Here is a 22247-nt window from a genome sequence, read left to right as displayed (position 1 = left end):
TTACGGACATGCGTACGCTCGCCCTGGCCGTCACCGACGGCATGCTGCACTTCGAACTCTCCCTCGCGTACGAGGTGTTCGGCTCCGCCCCGGACGCGGTGGACGTCCCCTGGTACGACGTGACCCTCTGCGGGCCGGGCCCCGCGCGCGTGGAGCGGTTCCGCATGGAGCCCGACCAGGGGCTCGACCGGCTCCCGTACGCGGACACGGTGATCGTCCCCGGCTGGGCCGACGTCGACGAGGAACCGCCCGCCGACCTGGTCGACGCCGTCCGCGCCGCCCACGAGGCGGGCGCGCGCGTGGCCTCCCTCTGCACGGGCGCGTTCGTCCTGGCCGCCGCGGGCCTCCTCGACGGCCGGCGCGCCACCACCCACTGGGCGCACACCGAGGCCCTCGCCGAGCGGTATCCCCGGGTGGAGGTGGATCCGGACGTCCTCTACGTGGACAACGGCAGCGTGCTCACCTCGGCCGGCAAGGCCGCCGCGATGGACCTCTGCCTCCACCTCGTCCGCCTCGACCACGGATCGGCGATCGCCAACACGGCCGCCCGCCGCCTGGTCGTGCCCCCGCACCGGGACGGTGGCCAGGCCCAGTTCGTCACCGCTCCCGTACCCACCCGGGAGGACCACCCGCTCACCGAGCTGCTGCCCTGGGCCGTCGCACGGCTCGGCGAGCCGCTGACCGTGGAGGACCTGGCACGCCAGGCGCGGATGAGCTCGCGCCACCTGGGCCGGCACTTCCGGGCGGCGACCGGCACCACCCCGCTGCAATGGCTGCTCACCCAGCGGATCCGCCGCGCCCAGGAGCTCCTGGAGACCACCGACGACAGCGTCGACGCCGTCGCGGAGGCCACCGGCATGGGCACCGCCACGACACTCCGCCGCCACTTCAACCGGACCGTCGGCGTCCCCCCGGACACCTACCGCCGCACCTTCCGCTCCCGGACCCGAACCGCGCTCGACGAGAAGTGGTCCCCGATGCCGTGACGGAAGTGGACCTCAAACGGGGCCGCGCCGGTCCCTAGCGTCGGAGGCATGAACGCGAACGCCTTGCGCGGGGTCTTCCTGGTGACCCTCGCCTACGCCCTCGTCGGTGCCTCCTTCACCGCCAACAGCCTGCTCGGCGCCTACCCGTACGCGGGGGGACAGGCGCTCCGGTACGGCGCCGCCTGCCTGCTCCTGCTCCCGCTGCTCGGCCGCGGCGGGCTCGCCCCGCTGCGGCTCCTGACCGCCCGTCACTGGGTGCGGCTCGCCGCCCTCGCGGCCGTCGGCATGGTCGGCTTCAACCTCGCCGTGCTCGCCGCCGAGCGGACCGCCGAGCCCGCCGTCCCCGGCGTCCTGGTCGGCTGCGCCCCCGTCGTCGTCGCGGTCCTGGTCCCGCTGACCGAGGGCCGCAGGCCCGCACCCGCCGTCCTTTACGGGGCGCTGCTCGTCGCCGCCGGCGCCTTCACCGTGCAGGGCTGGGGGCGGACGGACCCGGCCGGGATCGGCTGGTCGGTGGCGGCGCTCGCCGGCGAGGTGGGGTTCACGGTCCTCGCCGTCCCGGTGCTCCGGCTGCTCGGACCGAAGCTCCTGACGGCCGTCGTCTGCGGGATCGGCGCGGCCGAGGCGGCGCTCGTCGGGCTGCTCGTGGACGGCGCGGGGTTCGTGCGGATGCCGATGGCCGTGGAGGCGGGCGCTCTGGTCTGGCAGGCTGCCCTGGCCACGGTCGTCGGATTCGTCCTCTTCTACATGGGCGTCCAGCGCGTCGGTATGGAGAGGGCCACTCTCTACACCGGGGCCATCCCGATCGCCGCCGCCCTGAGCGCCGCCCTGGTCGGAGGCGGCGCCTTCGGCCTCCCGCAGGCGGCCGGCAGCCTCCTCGTCGGCGCGGGCGCCGCGCTCGGCACCGGCCTGTTCACGCGGAAACCCCGGCCCGTCTCAGCGGCTGCCGTCCAGGATGACGCGTGCGACCAGAGCAGGGTCGTCGTTCATCGGCACGTGCCCGCAGCCGGGCAGCCGGACCAGGCGCGCGGCGGGCAGGGTGTGCTTGGCGCGGACGCCCTGGCGGCGCAGCAGCAGCCGGTCGCGGCTGCCCCAGGCGACGGTGATGGGAACCGCGGGGACGTCGTCGCGGAAGAGGGCGGTCCGGCCCGCCGCGAGGGTCTGGTGGAAGCCGGTGGCCCCGCGCAGCGCCAGCGTCTCGGCGACGACGGCCTCGGGTGACCGGCGGCCGGGCCGCGCGTAGATGGTGCTGGTGAGCACCGTGCGCCCGGCGGCCGTACGGGAGAGGCGCTCGATCAGCGGCACGGGCAGCGACAGGGCGGCGCCGCGCATCGCCCGCAGCGTCCCGAAGGCGTACCGCCGCTCGGCCTCCGACCAGAAGCCGGCGGGGGAGAGGGCCGTGACCGAGCGCACCAGCTTCTCCCGGCCGAGCTCCAGGGCGAGCAGCCCGCCGAGCGAGTTCCCCGCGACGTGCGGCCGCTCGAAGCCGACGGCCTCGCAGAAGGCGCCGAGGACGGGGACGACGGTGGACAGGTCGTAGGGGACGCCTTCCGGCAGCCCGTCGGAGGCCCCGAAACCGGGCAGGTCGGCGGCGATCACCTCACGTTCGGCGGCGAGGACGTCGAGGACGGGTTCCCAGGCCTGCCAGTGGTGCCCGATGCCGTGGAGCAGCAGCAGGGGTTCGCCCGCGCCCCGCCGCTCGTACGTCAGGGACGTGGTGCGAGGACCCGCCGGGGTCTCGATCGTGAACGCGATCCGTGCGGGCATGCGGGCTCCTCGGTTCCTCGTGCAGCGCTTCGTGAACACCGGCAGGCGCCACCTTTTAGACGTCCCGTCAGTAAGAATTACCGCTCAGTAGCCAGGAGTTCAAGACGGGAGCCGGAAACTGGACACGGCCGACGGCGTGGGCTGGGATGGACGCGTGCCCACCGACATCGCAGCAGCCGTTCCCGCCCGCACCGACACCCTCACCGAACTCTTCGAGGAGCACCGCCCGATGCTCCTCGGCGTCGCCTACCGGATGCTCGGCCGCACCGCCGACGCCGAGGACGTCGTCCAGGAGGCCTGGCTGCGCTGGACCGCCGCCGACCGGGACGCCGTCCGGGAACCGCGTGCCTTCCTCGTACGGATCACCACCCGGCTCGCCATCGACCGGCTCCGCCAGGCGCAGGCCCGCCGCGAGTCCTACGTCGGCCCCTGGCTCCCCGAGCCCCTCCTCACCGACTTCGGCCCCGCCGCCCCCGACAGCGCCGAGCGCGCGCTGCTCGCCGACTCCGTCTCCCTCGCCGTCCTCGTGGTCCTCGAATCCCTCTCCCCGCTGGAGCGGGCCGTGTTCGTGCTCCGCGAGGCCTTCGGCTTCCCGTACGGGGAGATCGCCACCGCCCTCGACCGTTCCGAGGCGGCCGTGCGCCAGCTCGCCGGACGCGCCCGGCGCCACGTCGACGAGGGCAGACCGCGCTACGACGTCGACCCGGCCGAGCGCCGCGACCTCACCGAGCGCTTCCTCTCCGCCGCGGCCGGCGGCGACCTCGGCGAGCTCCTCGCGATCCTCGCCCCGGACGTGCGGCTCGTCGGCGACAGCGGCGGCAAGTCCAAGGCGCCGCTGCGGGTCATCGAGAGCGCCGACAAGGTGGGCCGCTTCCTCTTCGCCGTCGCCCGGGACTTCGCGGTCGGGTACGAGCTCCGCTTCCTGGAGCTCAACGGCGCCCCCGCCCTGCTCGTCCTCGCGGACGGGCGGCCCGACACCGTCTTCCAGATCGAGTCGCGCGACGGACTCGTCCAGTGCGTCCACATCATCCGCAACCCCGACAAGCTCCAGGGCCTCGCCGACGCCTGACGTCCCAGGCTCCAGGGTCACGCCATTCGGCTCGATCTCGCCCCGCCTCTCCTCCCGGGAGGCGGGGCCTTTTGCTGCGCGGGCCTCACGAGGGCGCGAACGTCCTGTGAACGATCTAGGTCAGAGGGTCACATTCAGGGGCGTTCGACGGAGGATTGGTCTTGACCAAGGGGGTGGCTCGCCTTATGGTCGCAGAGTTAGTGCAGGAACCTTTAATAAACAAGGGCGCGGAAAAACGCCGCGGGACACGGCGAATTGCGGAGGATCAGGGTGGGGACCACGCAGCTGGCATCGGTACCGGAGCCGAAGTACCAGCACCTCAAGACAGTGATCGGCGAAGCGCTCGACTCGGACTTCGCCGTCGGGGAGATCCTCCCCAACGAGCGCGAGCTCGCGGCCCGCTTCGGCGTCGCCCGCGCCACGCTCCGTCAGGCCCTGGAGCAGCTGGAGCTGGAAGGCCGCCTGCAGCGCCGCCGCGGCGTCGGCACCACGGTCGCCCCGCCCCGCGTCGGCGTCGACGTCTCCACCACCCAGCAGGCCTGGCCCGGCGTCGGCGACGACGTCTGGCAGCCCCAGGACTCCACCGCCGACGCGGCCCCGACCGCCGTCGCCCGCGTCCTGGAGACCGGCACCGACGAGCAGGTGCACGTCGTGCGCCGCATCCGCATCAGTCAGGGCCAGCCGGTCGCGGCCGAGCTGCTCTACGTGCCGGCCGGCTCCGTCCCCGGCCTCAGCGCCATCGACGCGCCCGCCGGCCCCGCCCGCGCCCGCGCCGTCCTGCGCGAACTCCAGCACCTCGCCCTCGACGGCCAGGACCGCTCCGTGGAGCTCGGCTCCGCCCGCGCCGACGACGCCAAGGAGCTCGACCGGCTGCCGGGCGCGCCCGTCCTCGTCGTGACGACCCGCTACCTCTCGGCCGGGCGCACCGCCGCCGTCTCCGTGGCCACCTACCGCGCCGACACCTGCCGCCTCACCTTCGGCGACTCGGTCGACCTGGTCATGGCCTCGTAGCAGCCACGCCTCGGCCCGCGGCCCGTCACCAGGAAGGCACCACCTTCCTAGCGGCGGGCCGTCACCGTTCCGTCGACGGCGAAGAGCTGCTCCTCGACGTGGTCGAGCGCGAGCCGCAGGGCGCCCGTGCCCACGGCGGCCTCGCCGAGCAGGGACAGCACGACCCGGGGCGGCCGCAGGCAGAACCGCGCCAGCTCCTCGCGGAGCGGCTGCAGCACCCCGTCGAGTCCGGCCGCCCAGCCGCCGACGACCACCAGCTCGGGATCGATCGCGAGGACCAGGGCCGCCACGTCGTGGACGAGCCGCTGGATGAACCGCTCCACCGCCGCCTGTGCGCGCGCGTCGCCCTTGCGGGCCAGCGCGAAGACCTCCGCGACCGCCTGCTCGTCCAGCGGGTGCAGCGGCTCGTCCGTGGTCGACAGCAGATGCTCGGGCGTGACGCCCCGGCCGAGCAGGTGCAGGGCGCCGATCTCCCCGGCCGCCCCGCCGAAGCCGCGGTGCAGCCGGCCGCCGATCAGCGAACCGGCGCCGGGGCTCAGGCCGGCCAGGACGAAGACGATGTCGTCGGAGTCGGTCGCGGCACCCTTCCAGTGCTCGGCGACGGCCGCCGCGTTGGCGTCGTTCTCCACGATCACCGGGCAGCGGAAGGAACGCCTCAGCCGCTCACCGAGCGCGAGTCCCGTCCAGCCGGGCAGCGCCGTGCCGAGGCGCACCGTGCCGTCGGCCTCCACGATGCCGGGCGTGCCGACACCGACCGCCCGCAGATTGGACCGGGGGACCCCGGCCCTGCGCAGCACGTCGGCCACCACCGTACGCACCCGGTCGAGACGCTCGTCCTCGGGCGACGTCTCCGACACCTCGCGGGACCCGGCGCCGATGACGCGCCCGTCCAGACCGGACAGCAGGGCGGCCACGCGGTGCGGGCCGATCTCGATGCCGAGCAGATGACCGGCCTCGGCGCGGAAGCGGAACCTCCGTGCCGGACGTCCCTGCCGCCGGGCCTCGCCCTCCTCGGGCGCCGACTCGACGACGAGACCGCCCTCCATGAGGCCCTCGACGACCCCCTCGACCGTGGGCCGCGACAGGCCCGTGATCCGGGTCAGGTCCGTGAGCGTGGGCGCGTCGGCGCCCCGCAGCGCATGGAGTACCACCGCGGAGTTGATCCGCCGCAGCAGAGACGGATCCCCGCCGGTCAGCCGCCCCACCGTGTGTCCTCCCAGCTCGTGCGCTTCTCAGGCGGATGGTACTCAATGGGCCCGGATGCGGCGAGAGCCGCCCCGGCACGGAACGGGCGGGGATCGCTCCCCGGCCTCCTGACGCGACGCCAACTGTCAGTGCCGGCCGCTTTACTGGTCCCATGACCACGGCAGGGCACCTGGCGACCATCGACTTACTCCGCTCGCTCGCCTTCCCGGCGAGACCGGAGCGCTCCGGACCCTTCGACAGCGGTCCGGGTTTCCACATAGGGGAGCTCGCGACGAGCGAGGACTTCTGGGAGGACGACGGCACCCGCAGACTGCTCGTCGAGGAGCAGTACGAGGCGGAGCGCGAGGGGCTCGCCGCCCTGCTCACCGCCCGCTGGGGCCCGCCGGAGGAGGTGAGCCTCTGGTCGGTCCTGGAGCGGAGCATGGACGGCGAGGAGATGCCGGAGCCGTGGTCCACGCTCAGCTGTCACATCCCGGACGTGTGGCTGTGGCGGGCCGACGGCCGCTGGACGGGCCTCGGCGTCTCCCAATGGGACAAGGAGCTTCCGTTCCAGCTCCTCGCCGTCATCACCGACGTGGACCCGCCGGTCCCGGGCCTGCCCGGCGCATCAGGCCCGGACGGACCCTAGGCCTCGGCCGCCGCCCGCAGCCGGGCGAACTCCTCGGCCATCGTCGCCGCCGTCCAGTGCGCGTTGAGACCACTCGGGTTGGGCAGCGCCCAGATCCGGGTGGATCCGATCGTCCGCTCCTGCGGCCCGATCGCGGCCTTCGGCTCCCCGAAGGCCGTGCGGTACGCCGTGACGCCGACGACCGCGAGCCGGCGCGGCGCGAGCCGCTCCACCTTCTCCACGAGCAGCCGCCCGCCCTCGCGGTACTCCTCGCGGCTCAGCTCGTCGGCCCGCGCGGTCGGCCGCGCCACCACGTTCGTGATCCCCAGGCCCGTACGAGAGGAGCTCCTCCTGCTCGTCCGGCCGCAGCAGCCTCGGCGTGAACCCCGACAGGTGCAGCACCGGCCAGAAGCGGTTGCCCGGCCGGGCGATGGGGGTACCCCCGGACGGAGTCTGGGGGAGGTGGCCCGTCGCCGCCGTCATCAGACCCGGGTTGATCCCGCAGAACAGCACGGAAAGGCCGCCCGCCACCACGTCGGGAACGACGCGGTCGCGGGCGGCCTCCAGCTACTCCTGGGTGAACCGGGGAGTCCGGGTCAGAGGATCGCCCCGGGGGTGTAGGCGGCGGCCTCCGGGTGCTGCTTGAGGATCTCCTCGATACGGGAGACCACCGATGCGACCTGGTCGGCGGCGGCGCCCGTGAAGGACAGCTTGTCCGCCATCAGCTCGTCGAGCTGCGCCCGGTCCAGCGGGATCCGCTCGTCGGCGGCCAGCTTGTCGAGGAGCTCGTTCTGCACGGTGCCCTGCTCGCGCATGGCGAGGGCGGAGGCGACGGCGTTCTCCTTGATGGCCTCGTGGGCGACCTCGCGGCCCACGCCGGCGCGGACCGCGCCCATGAGGACCTTCGTGGTCGCCAGGAACGGCAGGTAGCGGTCGAGCTCACGGGCGACGACGGCCGGGAAGGCGCCGAACTCGTCGAGCACGGTCAGGAAGGTCTCCAGGAGACCGTCGAGCGCGAAGAACGCGTCCGGCAGCGCGACCCGGCGGACCACGGAGCAGGACACGTCGCCCTCGTTCCACTGGTCGCCCGCCAGCTCACCGGTCATCGAGGCGTAGCCGCGCAGGATGACCATCAGGCCGTTGACGCGCTCGCAGGAGCGGGTGTTCATCTTGTGCGGCATCGCCGAGGAGCCGACCTGGCCGGGCTTGAAGCCCTCGGTGACCAGCTCGTGGCCCGCCATCAGACGGATCGTCTTGGCGATCGAGGACGGCGCGGCGGCCAGCTGCACCAGCGAGGTGACCACGTCGTAGTCGAGCGAGCGCGGGTAGACCTGGCCGACCGAGGTGAAGGCGTGCGCGAAGCCGAGGTGACCGGCGATCCGCTGCTCCAGGTCGGCGAGCTTGCCGGCGTCGCCGCCGAGCAGGTCCAGCATGTCCTGCGCGGTGCCGACCGGGCCCTTGATCCCGCGCAGCGGGTAGCGGCCGAGGAGCTCCTCAAGGCGGGCGTACGCCACGAGCAGCTCGTCCGCCGCCGTCGCGAAGCGCTTGCCGAGGGTGGTCGCCTGGGCGGCGACGTTGTGCGAGCGGCCGGCCATGACCAGCTCCGCGTACTCGCCGGACAGCTTGCCGAGGCGGGCGAGGACGGCGACCGTACGGTCCCGCATCAGCTCCAGGGAGAGACGGATCTGCAGCTGCTCGACGTTCTCGGTGAGGTCGCGCGAGGTCATGCCCTTGTGCACGTGCTCGTGGCCGGCGAGGGCGTTGAACTCCTCGATCCGGGCCTTCACGTCGTGCCGGGTGACCTTCTCGCGCTCGGCGATGGAGCCGAGGTCGACCTGGTCGAGAACGCGCTCGTAGTCGGCGAGGGCGGCGTCCGGAACCTCGATCCCGAGGTCCTTCTGCGCACGCAGCACGGCGAGCCACAGCTGACGCTCCAGCTTCACCTTCTGCTCGGGGGACCAGAGGACGGCGAGCTCCGCGGAGGCGTAGCGGCCGGCCAGAACGTTGGGGATGCGGGGCTTCGCAGTCACAGCAGTCACGTGCACAGAGTTTACTGGTGGTTTCTGCAGGCCAGCGCCACGGTCCGGTGTGGAGCTTGCTACGAGACGCAGGTCACGCGCACGCGTGGGGGCCCCGCTCCGCCGATGCTAGGGGCCGGCCGGAGGCTCGTACGGCAGCAGCTCCGGACGCTTGGGCGCGCGGCCGTCCCCCGAGGAGCGGCCGGTCAGGCGCCGTCCGATCCACGGGCCCAGGTGCTCCCTGGCGAAGCGGGCGTCCGCGATCCGGCGGCTCGCCCAGCCGGGCGGCACCGCCGGGGGCAGCGGCGTGCGCCAGTCCTCCTCGGCGGCCAGACCGAGCGTCTGCCAGACGGCCTCGGCGACCCGCCGGTGCCCGTCGGCCGTCAGGTGCAGCCGGTCCACGTCCCAGAGCCGGGGGTCGCCGAGCGACGGGGCCCCGTACAGGTCGACGACCAGGGCGCCGTGCTCGGCGGCGAGTGCGTCGATGTGGGCGAACAGCTCCTCCATCCGGGGCCGGAAGCGCTCCATGACCGGCCCGTTGCGGCCGGGGCTGCGCATCAGGACCAGCTGCCCGCAGGAGGGTGTGAGGCGTTCCACTGCCTCGGTCAGCAGGTCCCGCACCCGCACCATGTCGACCTTCGGGCGCAGGGTGTCGTTGAGCCCGCCGACCAGGGTCACCACATCGGCCTTCATGCCTGCGGCCAGGCCGACTTGCTCGTCGACGATCTGGCCGATGAGCTTGCCGCGCACGGCGAGGTTGGCGTAGCGGAAGCCGGGGGAGCGGGCGGCGAGCCGGCCCGCGAGGACGTCGGCCCAGCCCCCGTAGGAGCCGTCCGGCTTCAGGTCCGACATACCCTCGGTGAAGCTGTCCCCGACGGCGACGAGACTGTTGTACGTGGCATTGATCTCCATGGCGGAGCGATCATACCGTGCGGTATGCGCGCGCTGCCCCGGAGAACCCGGGAGGGGAAACCCGATGAGCGACGCGCTCCTGAGCACGCTGGCCGAGGCGCTGGCGGACCTGGTCACGGCGGTCGAGACCTCCGACGACCTCGACCCGGACACGGCCGTGAAGTGGCTGGAGAACACCGGACACACCCTGGGCGGACTCGGTGCCGCCGACCGCCGCACCCTCGACGGCCTCTTCCGCGAGGCCGCGCTGCGGCAGCCGGCGGGCCCGTGGCGGGACGCGCTGATCCGGGCCCCCGAGCGTCTCGGAGTGACCGCAGGACCGCGCGGCACCGCACCGGCCGCGTCCGGCGGGGCCTGCGCGCCCCGCACCGGTTCTCCCGTCGCCGTCCACGCCGCGACCTGCGAGGCCCTCGCCGCGCACGTGCTGCGCTTCGCCGACCTCGTGCGCGACGCCGAGCCCACGGCACCGGTGCCCACCTGCCCCGGCTGGACCCTCGCGGACCTGACACGGCACCTCGGCGCGGTCCACCGCTGGACCGAGCACCTGGTACGCACCCGGGCCACCGTCCGCGTCCGCACGGAGGACGTCCCCCTCGACCTGCCGTCGGACCCCGCCGCGTGCGCCGACTGGCTGACCGCCGGCGCCGAGAGCGTGCTCACGGCCCTGAGCACCGCCGACCCGGACGTCCCGGTCTGGTCGCCGGGGGCGGAGCCGCACGTCCGTCACCACTCCCGGCGTCTGCTCTCCGAGGCGGTCGTCCACCTCGCCGACGCCGAGCTCGCCCTCGGCGGCGACGCCCGGGCGATCGACCCGCGCACGGCCGCCGACGCGATCGACCACTTCCTCACCGACGCTCCGTACATCCCCTGGATCGCCGAACCCCTCGCCCACCTCGACCGCGACGGCGCCGTCCTGCGCCTCGAAGCCCGCGACACGGGCGCCGTCCGGACCCTCGTCCTCGGCGGGGGCGGCTTCGCCTGGAGCCGGGGGAGCAGGGGCCCCGAGCCGACCGCCGGCGTCGTCGCGGCGGACACCGGGGAGCTGCTCCTGCTCCTGCACCGCCGGTACGCGGCCGAGGACCCCCGCTTCACCCGCACCGGCGACCACGACCTGCTGGACGACTGGCTCGCCGCCACCGCCCTCTGACAGGGGGAAGGGGCCCCGGGATCGCTCCCGGGGCCCCTTCCGTCTCTGGGGCCTGTCTTTCGGGTCATGCCGGGCTCGCGGGGCCTGGCACGCACGCGTCACGGCGCCGCCGGGCGGCCCACCAGTTCCCGCAGCACGTCCTCCATCGTCACGAGGCCGGCCGGCTTGCCGTCCTCGTCGAGCACGGCCGCCAGGTGCGTCCGGCTGCGGCGCATCGCGGTGAGGACGTCGTCGAGCGGTGTCGCCGCGCGGACCCGGGCGATCGGCCGCAGCGCCGACACCGGGAACGGCAGATCGCGCGGGGTGACGTCCAGGGCGTCCTTGACGTGCAGATAGCCCAGGATGCGGCGCTCGGCGTCGAGCACGGGGAAGCGGGAGTACCCGGTCCGCGCCGACAGCGCCTCCAGCTCCTCGGGAGTGGTGCCGACCTGCGCGTACACCACCTTCTCCGCCGGCATCACGACGTCCCGCACGGGCCGCCGGCCCAGCTCGAGGGCGTCGTGCAGCCGCTCGGCGGCCCGGTCGTCCAGGAGACCCGCGTGGCCCGCGTCCGTGACCATCCGGGCCAGCTCGTCGTCCGAGAAGGTCGCCGAGACCTCGTCCTTGGTCTCCACCCGCAACAGCTTGAGCAGCGCGTTGGCGAAGGCGTTGATCGCGAAGATCACCGGCCGCAGCGCCCGCGCGAGCGTCACCAGGGGCGGACCGAGGAGCAACGCGGAGCGCGTCGGCTCGGCCAGCGCGATGTTCTTCGGCACCATCTCGCCGAGCAGCATGTGCAGATACGTCGCCAGGGCCAGCGCGATCGCGAACGAGATCGTGGCGGCCACGCCGTGCGGCACGCCGACCGCGTCGAAGACCGGTTCGAGCAGGTGCTCGATGGCCGGCTCGGCGACGATGCCGAGGACCAGGGTGCAGAGCGTGATGCCGAGCTGCGCCGCCGCGAGCATCGCGGAGACGTGCTCCAGGCCCCAGATGACGCTGCGCGCCCGCCGGTTCCCGGAGTCGGCCAGGGGTTCGATCTGGCTGCGGCGGACCGAGATCAGGGCGAACTCGGCGCCGACGAAGAAGGCGTTGACGACCAGCGTCAGCAGACCGATCAACAGCTGGATCGCGATCATCGGCCGGCCTCCCCGTCCTCGTCCTCGCTGTGGTGCCGCGCCGGGGCGTGCAGCAGCACGCGCGCGGCGCGCCGGCCCGAGGCGTCGACGACGTCGAGCCGCCAGCCGGCCAGCTCCACGCTGTCCCCGGCGGTGGGGATGCGGCCGAGCTCCGTCGCGAGGACGCCCGCGAGCGTCTCGTACGGGCCGTCCGGCACCCGCAGGCCGATCGTGGCCAGCTGGTCCGTGCGGGCGGCGCCGTCGGCGGACCACAGCTCGCGGCCGTCCGCGTCCTCGCCCGCCCGCGCCAGGTCGGGCGTCTCGTGCGGGTCGTGCTCGTCGCGCACCTCGCCGACGACCTCCTCGACGATGTCCTCCAGGGTGACGACCCCGGCCGTGCCGCCGTACTCGTCGATGACGACGGCCATCGTCTGCTTGCCGGACAGCCGGTCGAGCAGCCGGTCCACGGTGAGCGTCTCGGGGACGAGCAGGGGCTCGCGCAGCATCTCGCCGATCGGGCGGCGGTGCCGCTCCTCGGCCGGTATCGCGAGGACGTCCTTGATGTGGGCGATGCCGACGACCGCGTCGAGGCTGCCCCGGTAGACGGGGAAGCGGGACAGGCCGGTCGCGCGGGTCGCGTTGGCGACGTCCTCGGCGGTGGCGTGCACCTCCAGGGCGGTGACCTGCACCCGGGGCGTCATCACGTTCTCCGCGTTCAGCTCGGCCAGGTTGAGGGTACGGACGAACAGCTCGGCCGTGTCCGCCTCCAGGGCGCCCTCCTTCGCGGAGTGCCGGGCCAGCGCCACCAGCTCCTGCGGGGAGCGCGCGGAGGCGAGCTCCTCGGTGGGCTCCAGGCCGAGGCGGCGCAGGATCCGGTTCGCGCTGTTGTTGAGGTGGCTGATGAACGGCTTGAACGCGGCCGTGAACACGCGCTGCGGCGTGCCCACCACCTTCGCGACGGCCAGTGGCGAGGAGATCGCCCAGTTCTTGGGGACCAGCTCGCCGACGACCATCAGGACGACGGTCGACAGGGCGGTGCCCAGGACGAGGGCGATGGAGGAGGCGGCCGAGGGGGAGAGTCCGATGGACTCCAGGGGGCCGCTGATCAGCTTGGCGATCGAGGGCTCGGAGAGCATGCCGACGACCAGGTTGGTCACGGTGATGCCCAGCTGGGCGCCGGAGAGCTGGAAGGTGAGGGAGCGGACGGCCTTGAGCGCGCCCGCCGCCCCCCGCTCGCCGCGCTCGACGGCGGCTTCGAGCTCGCCGCGCTCGACCGTGGTCAGGGAGAACTCGGCCGCGACGAACGCGCCGCACGCGAGAGCGAGCAGCAGCGCCACCACGAGCAGAAGCACTTCGGTCATCGGTTCACCTCCGTCCCATGATCAGTCAGCGGGAGAGGGATCGCTCGATGTCGATGGTCGGAACCAGTGCTACTGGGAGGCTCGCCCATGGGCGGACGTTCACACCTTTCGGTCGTCGGGAGGAGACACCATGGTAAAGGATCGGCAAAGTCGGGTGCCGGCCGCCCCCGTGACTACGCCGGGAACGGCTTCACCCACCGGCGCCACTGCTCCTGCCGCTCGTACCCCGCGGCCCCCCACGCGGCGTGCGCCGTCTCGTTCGCCACCAGGACCATCGCGTCGGCCCGGCGCCCGCCGAGCGCGGCGAAACGATCCTCCGCCGCGCGCAGGAGCGCGGTCGAGATGCCCCGCCGCCGGTGCGAGGGCAGCACGGCGAGCCGGTAGAGCGAGGCCCGCCAGCCGTCCCAGCCGGCGATCACGGACCCGACGATCCGCCCGTCGGGCAGCGCGGCCAGGATCAGCGCCTCGGGGTCGCGCTCCAGGAGCCGGGTCACGCCGTTCACGTCGTCGGAGATGGACGTCCCCTCGGCGGACTCCCGCCAGAAGGCCAGGACGGCCTCCGCCTCGTCGGTCAGGGCGGCGCGAATCTTCACATCGATCATGGCCCGATCCCATCACGTCGCCCGGCGGCCCTGCCAGGGTTTACCGCCGGGCCCTGCCCAGCACGCAGGGCGAGGACGGCAGCCGCGGGCCCCGCTCGGGAACGTCGAAGGAGCGGTACGAGACGAGCGCGAAGCCCGCAGCCTCGATCGCCGCCAGTGGGGTACGGGAGGTGTGGCAGCCGCCGAACAGCAGCGGCCAGACCGTGCGGTCCAGACCCCGCTGCACCCGCGCGAGCCCCGGCGTGTCGGCCACCCCGTGCTCGAAGAACCGCAGCTCGCCGCCGGGCCGCAGCACCCGCCGCAGCTCGGCGAGGACCTCCGGCACGTTCCGTACGGTGCACAGCACCAGCGAGGCCACCGCCGCGTCGAAGGCTCCGTCCGGGCCGGGCAGCGCCTCGGCCGTGCCCGGCAGCACGGTCACCGGGACGGCGGCCCGGCCCGCGGCCTCCCCGGCCAGCCGGCGCAGATGGGCCTCCGGCTCGACGGCCACGACCTCGGTGACCCCGGACGGGTAGTGCGCGAAGTTCAGGCCGTTCCCCGCGCCGATCTCGACGACCCGGCCGGAGAGCCCGGCCAGCAGCTCGGTCCGCAGGGCACCGAGCCCGCCGTGCGCGTCGGCCGAGACGCTGAACCGGGCGTAGAAGCGGGCGAACAGAGGGTGGTGGACACGGGGAGGCGCGCCGGGGTGAGTCATCACCGGTCACCTCATCCCGTCACGAAGCAGAACTCGTTTCCCTCCGGGTCCCGCATGACCTGGAAGGAGCCCTGCTCGTCGGTGACCAGGCCGCCGACCGCCACCGCCCCCAGCGGCAGCACCTCCTCGGCCGCCCGCGCCGGATCCGCCACCTCCACGTCGAGATGGACCCGGTTCTTCACGGCCTTGCCCTCCGGCACCCGCTGGAAGGCGATCCGTACGAACCCCGGCGGATCCACGTACGACCAGTCGGCGCTGCGGTCGACGGGCTCGCCGCCGAGGAGGCCGGCCCAGAACCGGACGAGCGCCGCCGGGGCGGCGCAGTCGAAGACGATCTCCTGAACTCGTGCGCGCATACCGTCAGCGTACGGAGACCGGTGCCGCCTACGCCTCCGAGAAAGCCCGCGCGAACGCCTCCGCGTCCCACGTGCCGCCGAGCTCCGGCGCCAGCCAGCCGCCCGCCGCCGCCCGGAAGTCCGCCGGGTCGAGCGCCCCCGAACCCTCCGGTACGGCTCCGAGCAGCGGAGCGCCCGCGGCCAGCGGCAGGTCCGCGAGGTTGCAGCGCGCCGCCAGGTCCGGCGCGTCCGGCCAGCTGCCGACGACGACGCCGAGCTGCTCGATCCCGCGGGCCCGCAGCGCCTCGGCCGTCAGCGCGGTCGAGTTGAGCGTGCCCAGGCCGGCCGGGGCCACCACCAGGACGGGGGCGCCGAGGAGCGCGGCCGCGTCGGCGAGCGTGCCGCCCTCCTCGTCGAAGCGGACGAGGAGCCCGCCCGCGCCCTCCACGAGCACCAGGTCGTGCTCGGCGGCCAGCTTCCGGGCGGCCTCGGCGACCTCCCCGGGCCCCACCGGGGCCAGCCCGGCCCGGCGGGCGGCCGTCCCCGGGGCCAGCGGCTCCGGGAAACGGGCCAGTTCGGCGGAGGTCGGGGCGCCGGAGAGGCGGACGACCTCGTGGGCGTCGCCCTGCTCGTCCGGGCCGACACCGGTCTGGGCGGGCTTGAGGACGGCGACGGACCTTCCTGCCGTGGTGGCGACGGCGGCTACCGCTGCGGTGACGATCGTCTTGCCGATCTCCGTGCCGGTGCCGGTCACGACGATGATGCCCATGGGGGGCGTCCTTCCTTGTTCGGTGCGGCCTTGTCGCGGTGCGGGTTCAGGCGCGGGAGCCTGGGCGCGGCTATGCGCGCCGTTCCGTTGTGCCCACCCGTTCCGCCCTGCGGAACGATTGCCCACAACGGCGGAAGCGCGCCCACAACGGGGGGCGGCGTCAGCCCGCCTGCGCCGCTGCCCTCACCGCTCTGCAGATGCGGGACACGTCCTCGTCGCTCGTCACGTACGGCGGCATCGTGTAGATCAGGTCGCGGAACGGGCGGAGCCAGACGCCCTCGCGGACCGCCGCGCGGGTCGCCGCCGCCATGTCGACCTCGTGGTCGAGCTGGACGACGCCGATCGCCCCGAGCACCCGCACGTCGCGCACGCCGGGGAGGTCGGCCGCCGGGGCGAGTCCGTCCCGCAGGCCCGTCTCGATCCGCTTGACCTCGACCTCCCAGTCCTGCGAGAGCAGCAGGTCGATCGAGGCGAGGGCGACCGCCGACGCGAGGGGGTTCCCCATGAAGGTGGGGCCGTGCGCCAGGACCGGCACCTCGCCGCGCGAGATCCCGTCGGCGACCCGGCTCGTGCAGAGCGTCGCCGCCATCGACAGGTAGCCGCCGGTCAGCGCCTTGCCCACGCACATCACGTCGGGGGAGACCCCGGCCCGGTCGGCCGCGAACAGCGTGCCCGTCCGCCCGAAGCCGGTCGCGATCTCGTCGAAGACGAGCAGCACGTCGTGCGCGTCGCAGGCCTCGCGCAGCACCCGCAGATACGCCGGGTCGTGGAACCGCATGCCGCCCGCGCCCTGCACGACCGGCTCCACGACCACCGCGGCCAGCTCGTGCGCGTGCTCGGCGATCCGGGTCCGGAGCAGTTCGGCGTACGACTCCTCGTACGAGGCCGGCGGCGCGTCCGTGAAGACCTGCCGCTGGAGCACCCCCGACCACAGCTCGTGCATCCCGCCCTGCGGGTCGCACACGGACATCGGCTGCCAGGTGTCGCCGTGGTAGCCGCCGCGCCAGGTGAAGAGCCGCTGCTTCTCGGGGCGGCCCAGGGAGCGCCAGTACTGCAGGCACATCTTGGCCGCCACCTCGACGGAGACCGAGCCCGAGTCGCTGAGGAAGACGTGCCGCAGCGGCTCCGGGGTGATCTCCACGAGCCGGGCGGCGAGCCGGACGGCCGGCTCGTGGGTGAGCCCGCCGAACATGACGTGGCTCATCTTCTCCAGCTGGCCGCGCACCGCCTCGTTGAGCACGGGGTGGTTGTAGCCGTGGATCGCCGACCACCACGAGGACATGCCGTCGACCAACTCGTCCTGTCCCTCGACGGGTTCGGCGAGCCGGAGGCGCACCCCGGACGCGGACGCGACGACCAGCGGCTCCGCGCGGCCCGGCATGGGGCCGTACGGATGCCAGACGTGCGCCCGGTCCAGGGCGAGGAGTTCGTCGTTACGCATTCGGCGCGAGGTCCGTGCCGGCGCCCCGGCGGCGCACGGCCACCAGGTCGGTGCGGGCCTCGTTCACGGCGGGAGCCGCCGGAGCGTGACCGCCGCAGGGGCCGCAGCCGGCGCCCTCCTCCGCGTGCGAGCCGCAGCCGGAAGAGGCCTCCGAGCCGCAGCCCGCCGAGGCCGTCGAGCCGCAGCCGCCGATGGCGCCGGCCGCCGCGAGCGCGTCCGCGCGGTGCTTGGGGAGGGTGGTCGTGCCCGCGCCCTCCACCTCGAAGCCCGCGTCCGCGATCATGTCCAGGTCGGCCTGGCCGGCCTGGCCCTCGCTGGTCAGGTAGTCGCCGAGGAAGATCGAGTTCGCGATGTTCAGCGCGAGCGGCTGCATCGTGCGCAGGTGCACCTCGCGGCCGCCGGCGATCCGGACCTCGACGTCGGGGCAGACGAACCGGACCATCGCGAGGATCCGCAGGCAGCGCTGCGGGGTGAGGTTCCACTCCTTGGCGAGCGGCGTGCCCTCGAAGGGGATGAGGAAGTTGACCGGCACCGAGTCCGAGTCGAGCTCGCGCAGCGCGTACACGACGTCGACGAGGTCCTCGTCGCTCTCGCCCATGCCCGCGATCAGACCCGAGCACGCCGACAGGCCGGCGGCGTGCGCCTTCTGCACGGTGTCCACGCGGTCCGCGTAGGTGTGGGTCTTGGTGATGTCCCCGTACGTCGCCTCGGACGTGTTCAGGTTGTGGTTGTACGCGTCGGCGCCGGCCTCCCGCAGCCGCTCCGCCTGGCCGTCCGAGAGCAGACCGAGACAGGCGCACACCTCGACGCCCTCGTTCTGCTCCTTGATCGCCTCGATCGTCTTCCCGACGCGCTCCACGTCCCGGTCCGTCGGACCGCGGCCGCTGGCCACCAGGCAGACCCGCTTGGCGCCGCCCGCGACACCCGCCGCCGCGGCCTGGGAGGCCTCGTCCGGCTTCAGCCAGGTGTACTTGAGGATCTCGGCCTTCGAGCCGAGCCGCTGCGAGCAGTACGAGCAGTCCTCGGGACAGAGACCGGACTTCAGGTTGACCAGGTAGTTGAGCTTCACCCGGCGCCCGAACCACTGACGGCGCACCTTGCCGGCCGCCGCCACCACATCGAGCAGTTCGTCGTCGGAGGTCGCCAGCACGGCGAGCGCTTCTTCACGGGTCGGCAGCTCGCGCCGCAGCCCCTTCTCCACCAGGGTGTTCAGCAGGTCCATAACCGCAGATCCTTGCCTACCGCCCACCCCCGGGCCAAGGAGGATCCGAACAAACGGCCCGGATAGAGGTGTGTGGATGACCACATCCCGACCTCGGCATCCTGCGGTTAGGGTCTGTGCGCTGCCTACAAAAGGATCGCCGCATGCCACGGGACGAGGACGCACGCGCCGCAGGCGCCGACGACGTACGGGCCGCGGACCCGAGCGCCGACGACGTACGGGCCGCGATCCCGAGCGCCGACGACGTACGGGCCGCGGGCCCGCGCCGCACCGCCTTCGACTGGACCGACGCCGAGGCGCGCCGCCGGGCCGAGGCCGGTCTCGTCCGGACGCTGCGGCCCCGGGCGGCCGAGTCGGACCTCCTGGACCTGGCGAGCAACGACTACCTCGGCCTCACCCGCCGCCCCGAGGTCACCGAGGCGGCGGCCGAGGCGGCCAGGCGCTGGGGCGCCGGCTCCACCGGTTCACGGCTCGTCACCGGCACCACCCGGCTGCACACCCGCCTGGAGCGCGAACTCGCCGAGTTCTGCGGCTTCGAGGCGGCCCTCGTCTTCTCCTCCGGCTACACCGCCAACCTCGCCGCGCTCACCGCGCTCGGCGGCCGGGACGCGCTGATCGTGTCCGACGCCTCCAACCACGCCTCGATCGTGGACGGCTGCCGTCTCGCGCGCGCCGAGACCGCCGTCGTCCCGCACACCGACCCCGAGGCCGTCGCCAAGACCCTGGACGCGCACCCGGGGCGCCGGGCCCTGGTCGTCAGCGACTCCGTCTTCTCCGTCGACGGCGACAAGGCGCCGCTCCGGGAGCTCGCCGAGGCCTGCCGCGCGCACGGCGCCGGACTGGTCGTCGACGACGCCCACGGTTTCGGAGTCCTCGGCGAGGGCGGCCGGGGCGCCCTGCACGAGGCCGGGCTCGCGGGCGACGAGGACGTCGTCGCCACCCTCACGCTCTCCAAGTCCCTCGGCAGCCAGGGCGGGGCCGTGCTCGGCCCGGCCCGGGTGATCGAGCACCTGGTGAACGCGGCCCGCACCTTCATCTTCGACACCGGGCTCGCCCCGGCCGCCGCCGGCGGCGCGCTCGCGAGCCTGCGGCTGATCGCGGCCGAACCGGGCCTCGCCGAGCGGGCTCGTACCGTCGCGGCCACGCTGCACCGGCTGCTCACGGAGGCGGGTCTCACCGCGGCCCGGCCCGACGCGGCCGTCGTCTCGGTCCACGCCCCCTCCCCGGAGGCGGCGCTGCGGTGGGCGGCGGACTGCCGCGAACAGGGCCTGGCGGTCGGCTGCTTCCGGCCCCCGTCGGTCCCCGACGGCATCTCGCGGCTGCGGCTCACGGCCCGGGCCGATCTGACGGACGCGGAGATCGCCCGCGCGGTGGAGACGATCCTGCGGACCGCGCCGAAGATCTGACGGCCCGTCGGGAGGTCCAAGGGCGGTCAGGGGCAGCAGAGTTCACCGCTTCGGGCGACAGATGGGGACATATCTTGGTGGAACGCCTGCCGGGGCGGCACGATCGGTGGGATTCTGACGCGAAGCGCGATCCGGGGCGGTAGTCCCGGCGGGAAAGGGACAGCGTCGCCATGGCAGACCATCAGGAAGCATCCGTCACTCTGCCGAGCGATCCCGCGTCGGTCCCCACGGCCCGGCGGTTCGTCGCGGAGGTCCTCGACGGCTGGGGCCTCGACGGTGCGGACGACCTGGCGGACGCGATCCGCCTGATGGTCTCGGAACTGGCCACCAACGCCGTCCTGCACACCTTCGGGCAGTCGCCCACCTTCACGGTCGACGTCCGTCTGGAGCGCGAGGAGCGGCTCCACATCGGTGTCACCGACAGCCATCCGCGCTGGCCCCGCAGGCTCCCGGCGGCGGTCCAGCAGGACAACGGCCGGGGCATGGTCATCATCCGCTCCCTGGCGGCGGAGGCGGGCGGCCGGCTCTCGGTCACGCCGACCGAGGAGGGCGGCAAGACGGTCTGGATCACGCTGCCCTGGACGGCCGCCCCGGTCCCGATCTCCTAGGGCCTCCAGGGCCTCTCCGGATCGAGCGCGTGTCCGGTCGTCGCGTCCACGTGGTCCGGGATCTCCTCGTGCCGGTCGCCCACGGTCGGTGTCCCCGTGGGTTCGAACATGAGGATGGCGGCGCCGGACGGAGCGTACGGCTTGTGTTCCGTGGCTCGCGGGACGGTGTAGACCGAGCCCTTCGGGAGCACGACCGTGCGCTCGCCTCCGGGCTCGCGCAAGGAGATGTGCAGCTCCCCGTCGAGGACGAGGAAGAACTCGTCGGTGTCGTCGTGGACGTGCCAGATGTGTTCGCCCTCGACCTTGGCGATGCGGACGTCGTAGTCGTTGACGCGCGTGACGATGCGGGGGCTCCACAGGGCGTCGAAGGAGGCCAGAGCCGTGGCGAGGGGGATGGGTTCGTCGCTCATGCGCTCATCGTGGGCCGTTTCGTACGGCCGGCGTGAGTGCTAGGAATCGCATATGGCGAAAGAATCCTCGCAGGCGGCGGACGTCCACCGGGTCGTCGTGATCGTGGACGCGAACTCGAACCCCTTCGAGCTCGGCTGCGCGACCGAGGTCTTCGGTCTGCGCCGACCGGAGCTCGGTCGTGACCTCTACGACTTCCGGCTCTGCTCCCCGGAGCCCCGCACCCTGATGCGGGACGGGTTCTTCACGCTCACGGGCGTCGCCGGTCTGGAGGCGGCCGACTCGGCGGACACCCTGATCGTCCCCAACCGCCCCGACGTCGAAGTGCCCCGGCGGCCCGCCGTGCTCGACGCCGTCCGACGGGCGCACGCGCGCGGTGCGCGTCTGGTCGGTTTCTGCAGCGGCGCCTTCACCCTGGCCGAGGCCGGGGTCCTCGACGGCCGCAGGGCCACCGCGCACTGGCAGTGGGCGGATGCCTTCCGGGCCCGCTTCCCCTCCGTCCGCCTCGAACCGGACGTGCTGTTCGTGGACGACGGCGACATCCTCACCGCCGCGGGCAGCGCGGCCGCGCTCGACCTCGGGCTGTATCTGGTCCGCCGTGACCACGGCGCGGAGGTGGCCAACTCGGTGAGCCGGCGGCTGGTCTTCGCCGCGCACCGGAGCGGCGGGCAGCGGCAGTTCGTGGAGCGCCCGATGCCCGACCTGCCGGACGAGTCCCTGGCGCCGGTCCTGGCCTGGGCCAAGCAGTGCCTGGACGCACCGCTCACGGTCGCCGACCTCGCGGCACGTGCGGCGGTCAGTCCGGCGACGCTGCACCGTCGCTTCCGGGCCGAGGTGGGAACGACACCGCTGGCGTGGCTCACGGGGGAACGGGTCGCCCTGGCGTGCCGGTTGATCGAGCGGGGCGAGCACCGCTTCGAGGTGGTCGCGCGGCTCAGCGGACTCGGCACCGCCGCCCATCTGCGGACGCTGATGCGCCGTGAGACCGGGATCTCCCCGTCGGCGTACCGGGCCCGGTTCGGGCCACAGGCGAGTTGAGGCCCGGACGGGCGGGGTGGGGCGGCGCCACCGCACCCCGCTCGTCCGGCTCAGTGCCCGGCGGGCGTCATCAGACTCGGCCGTAGTAGACCTTCGACGTCCAGATCTTGTCGAGCTTCACCCAGGATCCCGTCTTGGGCGAGTGCCAGATCTTGCCGTCGCCGGCGTAGATGCCCACGTGGTAGACGCTTCCACCCGAGTGGAAGAAGACCAGGTCCCCCTTCTGTCTGCCGGACGCCGAGATGTGCCGGGTCTTGTTGTACTGCTGCTGCGCGGTGCGGGGCAGCGACTTGCCCGCCTGCTTGTACGCGTAGAGCGTCAGACCGGAGCAGTCGAACCTGGAGGGTCCGGCGCTTCCGTACCGGTACGGGGCTCCCTTCTTGGACGCGGCGACGCTCAGTGCCTTGTTCGCGTATGTGGTGGCTGCCTGGGCCTCGGTCGCCGCACCTGGTGCGAGCAACGTGCCGCCGACGGCGGCGAGGGTGAGAGCCGAGACGGCTCCGGCCCGGGACAGCAGGGACGGGACGTGCATCTGCGCAGTCATGC

Annotated in this window: 22 protein-coding genes and 1 pseudogene; 8 read left to right on the top strand and 15 right to left on the bottom strand. The window is 73.6% G+C overall.

Translation table 11 applies throughout. From position 1 onward, the window contains the following. Positions 1-8: 8 nt before the first annotated feature. Positions 9-986 (top strand): helix-turn-helix domain-containing protein, encoded by a 978-nt coding sequence (locus tag ACWGN5_RS02620; RefSeq protein ID WP_453510777.1) that lies wholly within the window; start codon positions 9-11, stop codon positions 984-986. A 933-nt stretch (positions 987-1919) separates the two neighbouring features. On the opposite strand, the gene ACWGN5_RS02615 is transcribed toward ACWGN5_RS02620, so the two are convergent. Then, positions 1920-2750 carry an alpha/beta fold hydrolase gene (locus ACWGN5_RS02615; RefSeq protein WP_453510776.1) on the bottom strand — a complete coding sequence of 277 codons (831 nt, stop codon included), beginning with the start codon at positions 2748-2750 and terminating at the stop codon, positions 1920-1922. A gap of 154 nt (positions 2751-2904) precedes the next feature. On the opposite strand from ACWGN5_RS02615, the gene ACWGN5_RS02610 reads away from it, so the two are divergent. Then, on the top strand, positions 2905-3819 hold the full coding sequence (locus tag ACWGN5_RS02610; RefSeq protein ID WP_453510775.1) for an RNA polymerase sigma-70 factor: 915 nt from the start codon (positions 2905-2907) through the stop codon (positions 3817-3819). Positions 3820-4089: 270 nt separating this feature from the next. Further along, positions 4090-4830: a GntR family transcriptional regulator gene (locus tag ACWGN5_RS02605; RefSeq protein WP_453510774.1), complete on the top strand. Its 741-nt coding sequence runs from the start codon at positions 4090-4092 to the stop codon at positions 4828-4830. Positions 4831-4877: 47 nt separating this feature from the next. On the opposite strand, the gene ACWGN5_RS02600 is transcribed toward ACWGN5_RS02605, so the two are convergent. Continuing rightward, positions 4878-6035, bottom strand: a complete 1158-nt coding sequence (locus ACWGN5_RS02600) for an ROK family transcriptional regulator (protein WP_453510773.1) — start codon at positions 6033-6035, stop codon at positions 4878-4880. A 152-nt stretch (positions 6036-6187) separates the two neighbouring features. Here ACWGN5_RS02600 and ACWGN5_RS02595 point away from each other — a divergent pair, with 152 nt between their 5' ends. Continuing rightward, on the top strand, positions 6188-6664 hold the full coding sequence (locus ACWGN5_RS02595; RefSeq protein ID WP_453510772.1) for a hypothetical protein: 477 nt from the start codon (positions 6188-6190) through the stop codon (positions 6662-6664). Here ACWGN5_RS02595 and mug read toward each other — a convergent pair. The 3 genes and pseudogenes from mug to ACWGN5_RS02580 all read right to left on the bottom strand — a co-directional run bounded on the left by mug (position 6661) and on the right by ACWGN5_RS02580 (position 9573). Continuing rightward, positions 6661-7126, bottom strand: a pseudogene (gene mug / locus ACWGN5_RS02590) (G/U mismatch-specific DNA glycosylase). The gene ACWGN5_RS02595 and the pseudogene mug overlap by 4 nt on opposite strands. Positions 7127-7239: 113 nt before the next feature. Next, positions 7240-8682, bottom strand: coding sequence for an adenylosuccinate lyase (gene purB, locus ACWGN5_RS02585; RefSeq protein WP_453510771.1), 1443 nt, complete (start codon positions 8680-8682; stop codon positions 7240-7242). A gap of 108 nt (positions 8683-8790) precedes the next feature. Continuing rightward, the gene (locus tag ACWGN5_RS02580) at positions 8791-9573 is read right to left on the bottom strand and encodes an SGNH/GDSL hydrolase family protein (RefSeq protein WP_453510770.1); all 783 of its coding nucleotides are present in this window, start codon (positions 9571-9573) and stop codon (positions 8791-8793) included. Positions 9574-9637: 64 nt separating this feature from the next. Here ACWGN5_RS02580 and ACWGN5_RS02575 point away from each other — a divergent pair, with 64 nt between their 5' ends. Then, complete coding sequence (locus ACWGN5_RS02575; protein ID WP_453510769.1) at positions 9638-10720, top strand: maleylpyruvate isomerase N-terminal domain-containing protein; 1083 nt, start codon at positions 9638-9640, stop codon at positions 10718-10720. A gap of 98 nt (positions 10721-10818) precedes the next feature. Here the strand turns inward: ACWGN5_RS02575 and ACWGN5_RS02570 are convergent, their stop codons facing one another. The 8 genes from ACWGN5_RS02570 to bioB all read right to left on the bottom strand — a co-directional run bounded on the left by ACWGN5_RS02570 (position 10819) and on the right by bioB (position 18241). Continuing rightward, on the bottom strand, positions 10819-11838 hold the full coding sequence (locus ACWGN5_RS02570; RefSeq protein WP_453510768.1) for a hemolysin family protein: 1020 nt from the start codon (positions 11836-11838) through the stop codon (positions 10819-10821). After that, positions 11835-13178, bottom strand: a complete 1344-nt coding sequence (locus ACWGN5_RS02565; RefSeq protein WP_453510767.1) for a hemolysin family protein — start codon at positions 13176-13178, stop codon at positions 11835-11837. Before ACWGN5_RS02565 ends, ACWGN5_RS02570 begins: the two co-directional genes overlap by 4 nt. Before the next feature lie 173 nt (positions 13179-13351). Continuing rightward, complete coding sequence (locus ACWGN5_RS02560; RefSeq protein ID WP_453510766.1) at positions 13352-13780, bottom strand: GNAT family N-acetyltransferase; 429 nt, start codon at positions 13778-13780, stop codon at positions 13352-13354. Between the two features lie 40 nt (positions 13781-13820). Continuing rightward, positions 13821-14474, bottom strand: a complete 654-nt coding sequence (locus ACWGN5_RS02555) for a class I SAM-dependent methyltransferase (RefSeq protein WP_453510765.1) — start codon at positions 14472-14474, stop codon at positions 13821-13823. An 11-nt stretch (positions 14475-14485) separates the two neighbouring features. After that, entirely contained in the window at positions 14486-14830 is a 345-nt protein-coding gene (locus tag ACWGN5_RS02550) for a VOC family protein (RefSeq protein WP_453510764.1), read from the bottom strand. Between the two features lie 28 nt (positions 14831-14858). Beyond that, positions 14859-15578, bottom strand: a complete 720-nt coding sequence (gene bioD / locus ACWGN5_RS02545) for a dethiobiotin synthase (RefSeq protein WP_453510763.1) — start codon at positions 15576-15578, stop codon at positions 14859-14861. A gap of 160 nt (positions 15579-15738) precedes the next feature. Further along, positions 15739-17019 (bottom strand): adenosylmethionine--8-amino-7-oxononanoate transaminase, encoded by a 1281-nt coding sequence (locus ACWGN5_RS02540; protein WP_453510762.1) that lies wholly within the window; start codon positions 17017-17019, stop codon positions 15739-15741. Continuing rightward, entirely contained in the window at positions 17012-18241 is a 1230-nt protein-coding gene (bioB, locus tag ACWGN5_RS02535; protein ID WP_453510761.1) for a biotin synthase BioB, read from the bottom strand. The genes ACWGN5_RS02540 and bioB overlap by 8 nt, the downstream gene beginning before the upstream one ends. Before the next feature lie 227 nt (positions 18242-18468). Here bioB and ACWGN5_RS02530 point away from each other — a divergent pair, with 227 nt between their 5' ends. Further along, positions 18469-19647 carry an 8-amino-7-oxononanoate synthase gene (locus ACWGN5_RS02530; RefSeq protein WP_453510879.1) on the top strand — a complete coding sequence of 393 codons (1179 nt, stop codon included), beginning with the start codon at positions 18469-18471 and terminating at the stop codon, positions 19645-19647. A 170-nt stretch (positions 19648-19817) separates the two neighbouring features. Then, entirely contained in the window at positions 19818-20255 is a 438-nt protein-coding gene (locus tag ACWGN5_RS02525; protein WP_453510760.1) for an ATP-binding protein, read from the top strand. On the opposite strand, the gene ACWGN5_RS02520 is transcribed toward ACWGN5_RS02525, so the two are convergent. After that, positions 20252-20665: a cupin domain-containing protein gene (locus ACWGN5_RS02520; protein WP_453510759.1), complete on the bottom strand. Its 414-nt coding sequence runs from the start codon at positions 20663-20665 to the stop codon at positions 20252-20254. The genes ACWGN5_RS02525 and ACWGN5_RS02520 overlap by 4 nt on opposite strands. A gap of 52 nt (positions 20666-20717) precedes the next feature. On the opposite strand from ACWGN5_RS02520, the gene ACWGN5_RS02515 reads away from it, so the two are divergent. Continuing rightward, positions 20718-21701, top strand: coding sequence for a GlxA family transcriptional regulator (locus tag ACWGN5_RS02515; RefSeq protein ID WP_453510758.1), 984 nt, complete (start codon positions 20718-20720; stop codon positions 21699-21701). 70 nt (positions 21702-21771) lie between these two features. Here the strand turns inward: ACWGN5_RS02515 and ACWGN5_RS02510 are convergent, their stop codons facing one another. After that, a complete protein-coding gene (locus ACWGN5_RS02510; RefSeq protein ID WP_453510757.1) occupies positions 21772-22245 on the bottom strand; it encodes a C40 family peptidase in 474 nt (157 codons plus the stop codon). Positions 22246-22247 lie beyond the last annotated feature (2 nt).

The organism is Streptomyces sp. NPDC055815 (assembly GCF_053616475.1).
This window is presented reverse-complemented; position numbering and strand designations above follow the sequence as displayed.

What these genes read in the sequence shown, in the direction of transcription:
- ACWGN5_RS02620 (WP_453510777.1), top strand. Translation starts at nt 9, where the DNA reads ATGCGTACGCTCGCCCTGGCCGTCACCGACGGCATGCTGCACTTCGAA.
- ACWGN5_RS02615 (WP_453510776.1), bottom strand. Translation starts at nt 2,750, where the DNA reads ATGCCCGCACGGATCGCGTTCACGATCGAGACCCCGGCGGGTCCTCGC.
- ACWGN5_RS02595 (WP_453510772.1), top strand. Translation starts at nt 6,188, where the DNA reads ATGACCACGGCAGGGCACCTGGCGACCATCGACTTACTCCGCTCGCTC.
- ACWGN5_RS02580 (WP_453510770.1), bottom strand. Translation starts at nt 9,573, where the DNA reads ATGGAGATCAATGCCACGTACAACAGTCTCGTCGCCGTCGGGGACAGC.
- ACWGN5_RS02575 (WP_453510769.1), top strand. Translation starts at nt 9,638, where the DNA reads ATGAGCGACGCGCTCCTGAGCACGCTGGCCGAGGCGCTGGCGGACCTG.
- ACWGN5_RS02570 (WP_453510768.1), bottom strand. Translation starts at nt 11,838, where the DNA reads ATGATCGCGATCCAGCTGTTGATCGGTCTGCTGACGCTGGTCGTCAAC.
- ACWGN5_RS02565 (WP_453510767.1), bottom strand. Translation starts at nt 13,178, where the DNA reads ATGACCGAAGTGCTTCTGCTCGTGGTGGCGCTGCTGCTCGCTCTCGCG.
- ACWGN5_RS02560 (WP_453510766.1), bottom strand. Translation starts at nt 13,780, where the DNA reads ATGATCGATGTGAAGATTCGCGCCGCCCTGACCGACGAGGCGGAGGCC.
- ACWGN5_RS02555 (WP_453510765.1), bottom strand. Translation starts at nt 14,474, where the DNA reads ATGACTCACCCCGGCGCGCCTCCCCGTGTCCACCACCCTCTGTTCGCC.
- ACWGN5_RS02550 (WP_453510764.1), bottom strand. Translation starts at nt 14,830, where the DNA reads ATGCGCGCACGAGTTCAGGAGATCGTCTTCGACTGCGCCGCCCCGGCG.
- bioD (WP_453510763.1), bottom strand. Translation starts at nt 15,578, where the DNA reads ATGGGCATCATCGTCGTGACCGGCACCGGCACGGAGATCGGCAAGACG.
- ACWGN5_RS02540 (WP_453510762.1), bottom strand. Translation starts at nt 17,019, where the DNA reads ATGCGTAACGACGAACTCCTCGCCCTGGACCGGGCGCACGTCTGGCAT.
- bioB (WP_453510761.1), bottom strand. Translation starts at nt 18,241, where the DNA reads ATGGACCTGCTGAACACCCTGGTGGAGAAGGGGCTGCGGCGCGAGCTG.
- ACWGN5_RS02525 (WP_453510760.1), top strand. Translation starts at nt 19,818, where the DNA reads ATGGCAGACCATCAGGAAGCATCCGTCACTCTGCCGAGCGATCCCGCG.
- ACWGN5_RS02520 (WP_453510759.1), bottom strand. Translation starts at nt 20,665, where the DNA reads ATGAGCGACGAACCCATCCCCCTCGCCACGGCTCTGGCCTCCTTCGAC.
- ACWGN5_RS02515 (WP_453510758.1), top strand. Translation starts at nt 20,718, where the DNA reads ATGGCGAAAGAATCCTCGCAGGCGGCGGACGTCCACCGGGTCGTCGTG.
- ACWGN5_RS02510 (WP_453510757.1), bottom strand. Translation starts at nt 22,245, where the DNA reads ATGACTGCGCAGATGCACGTCCCGTCCCTGCTGTCCCGGGCCGGAGCC.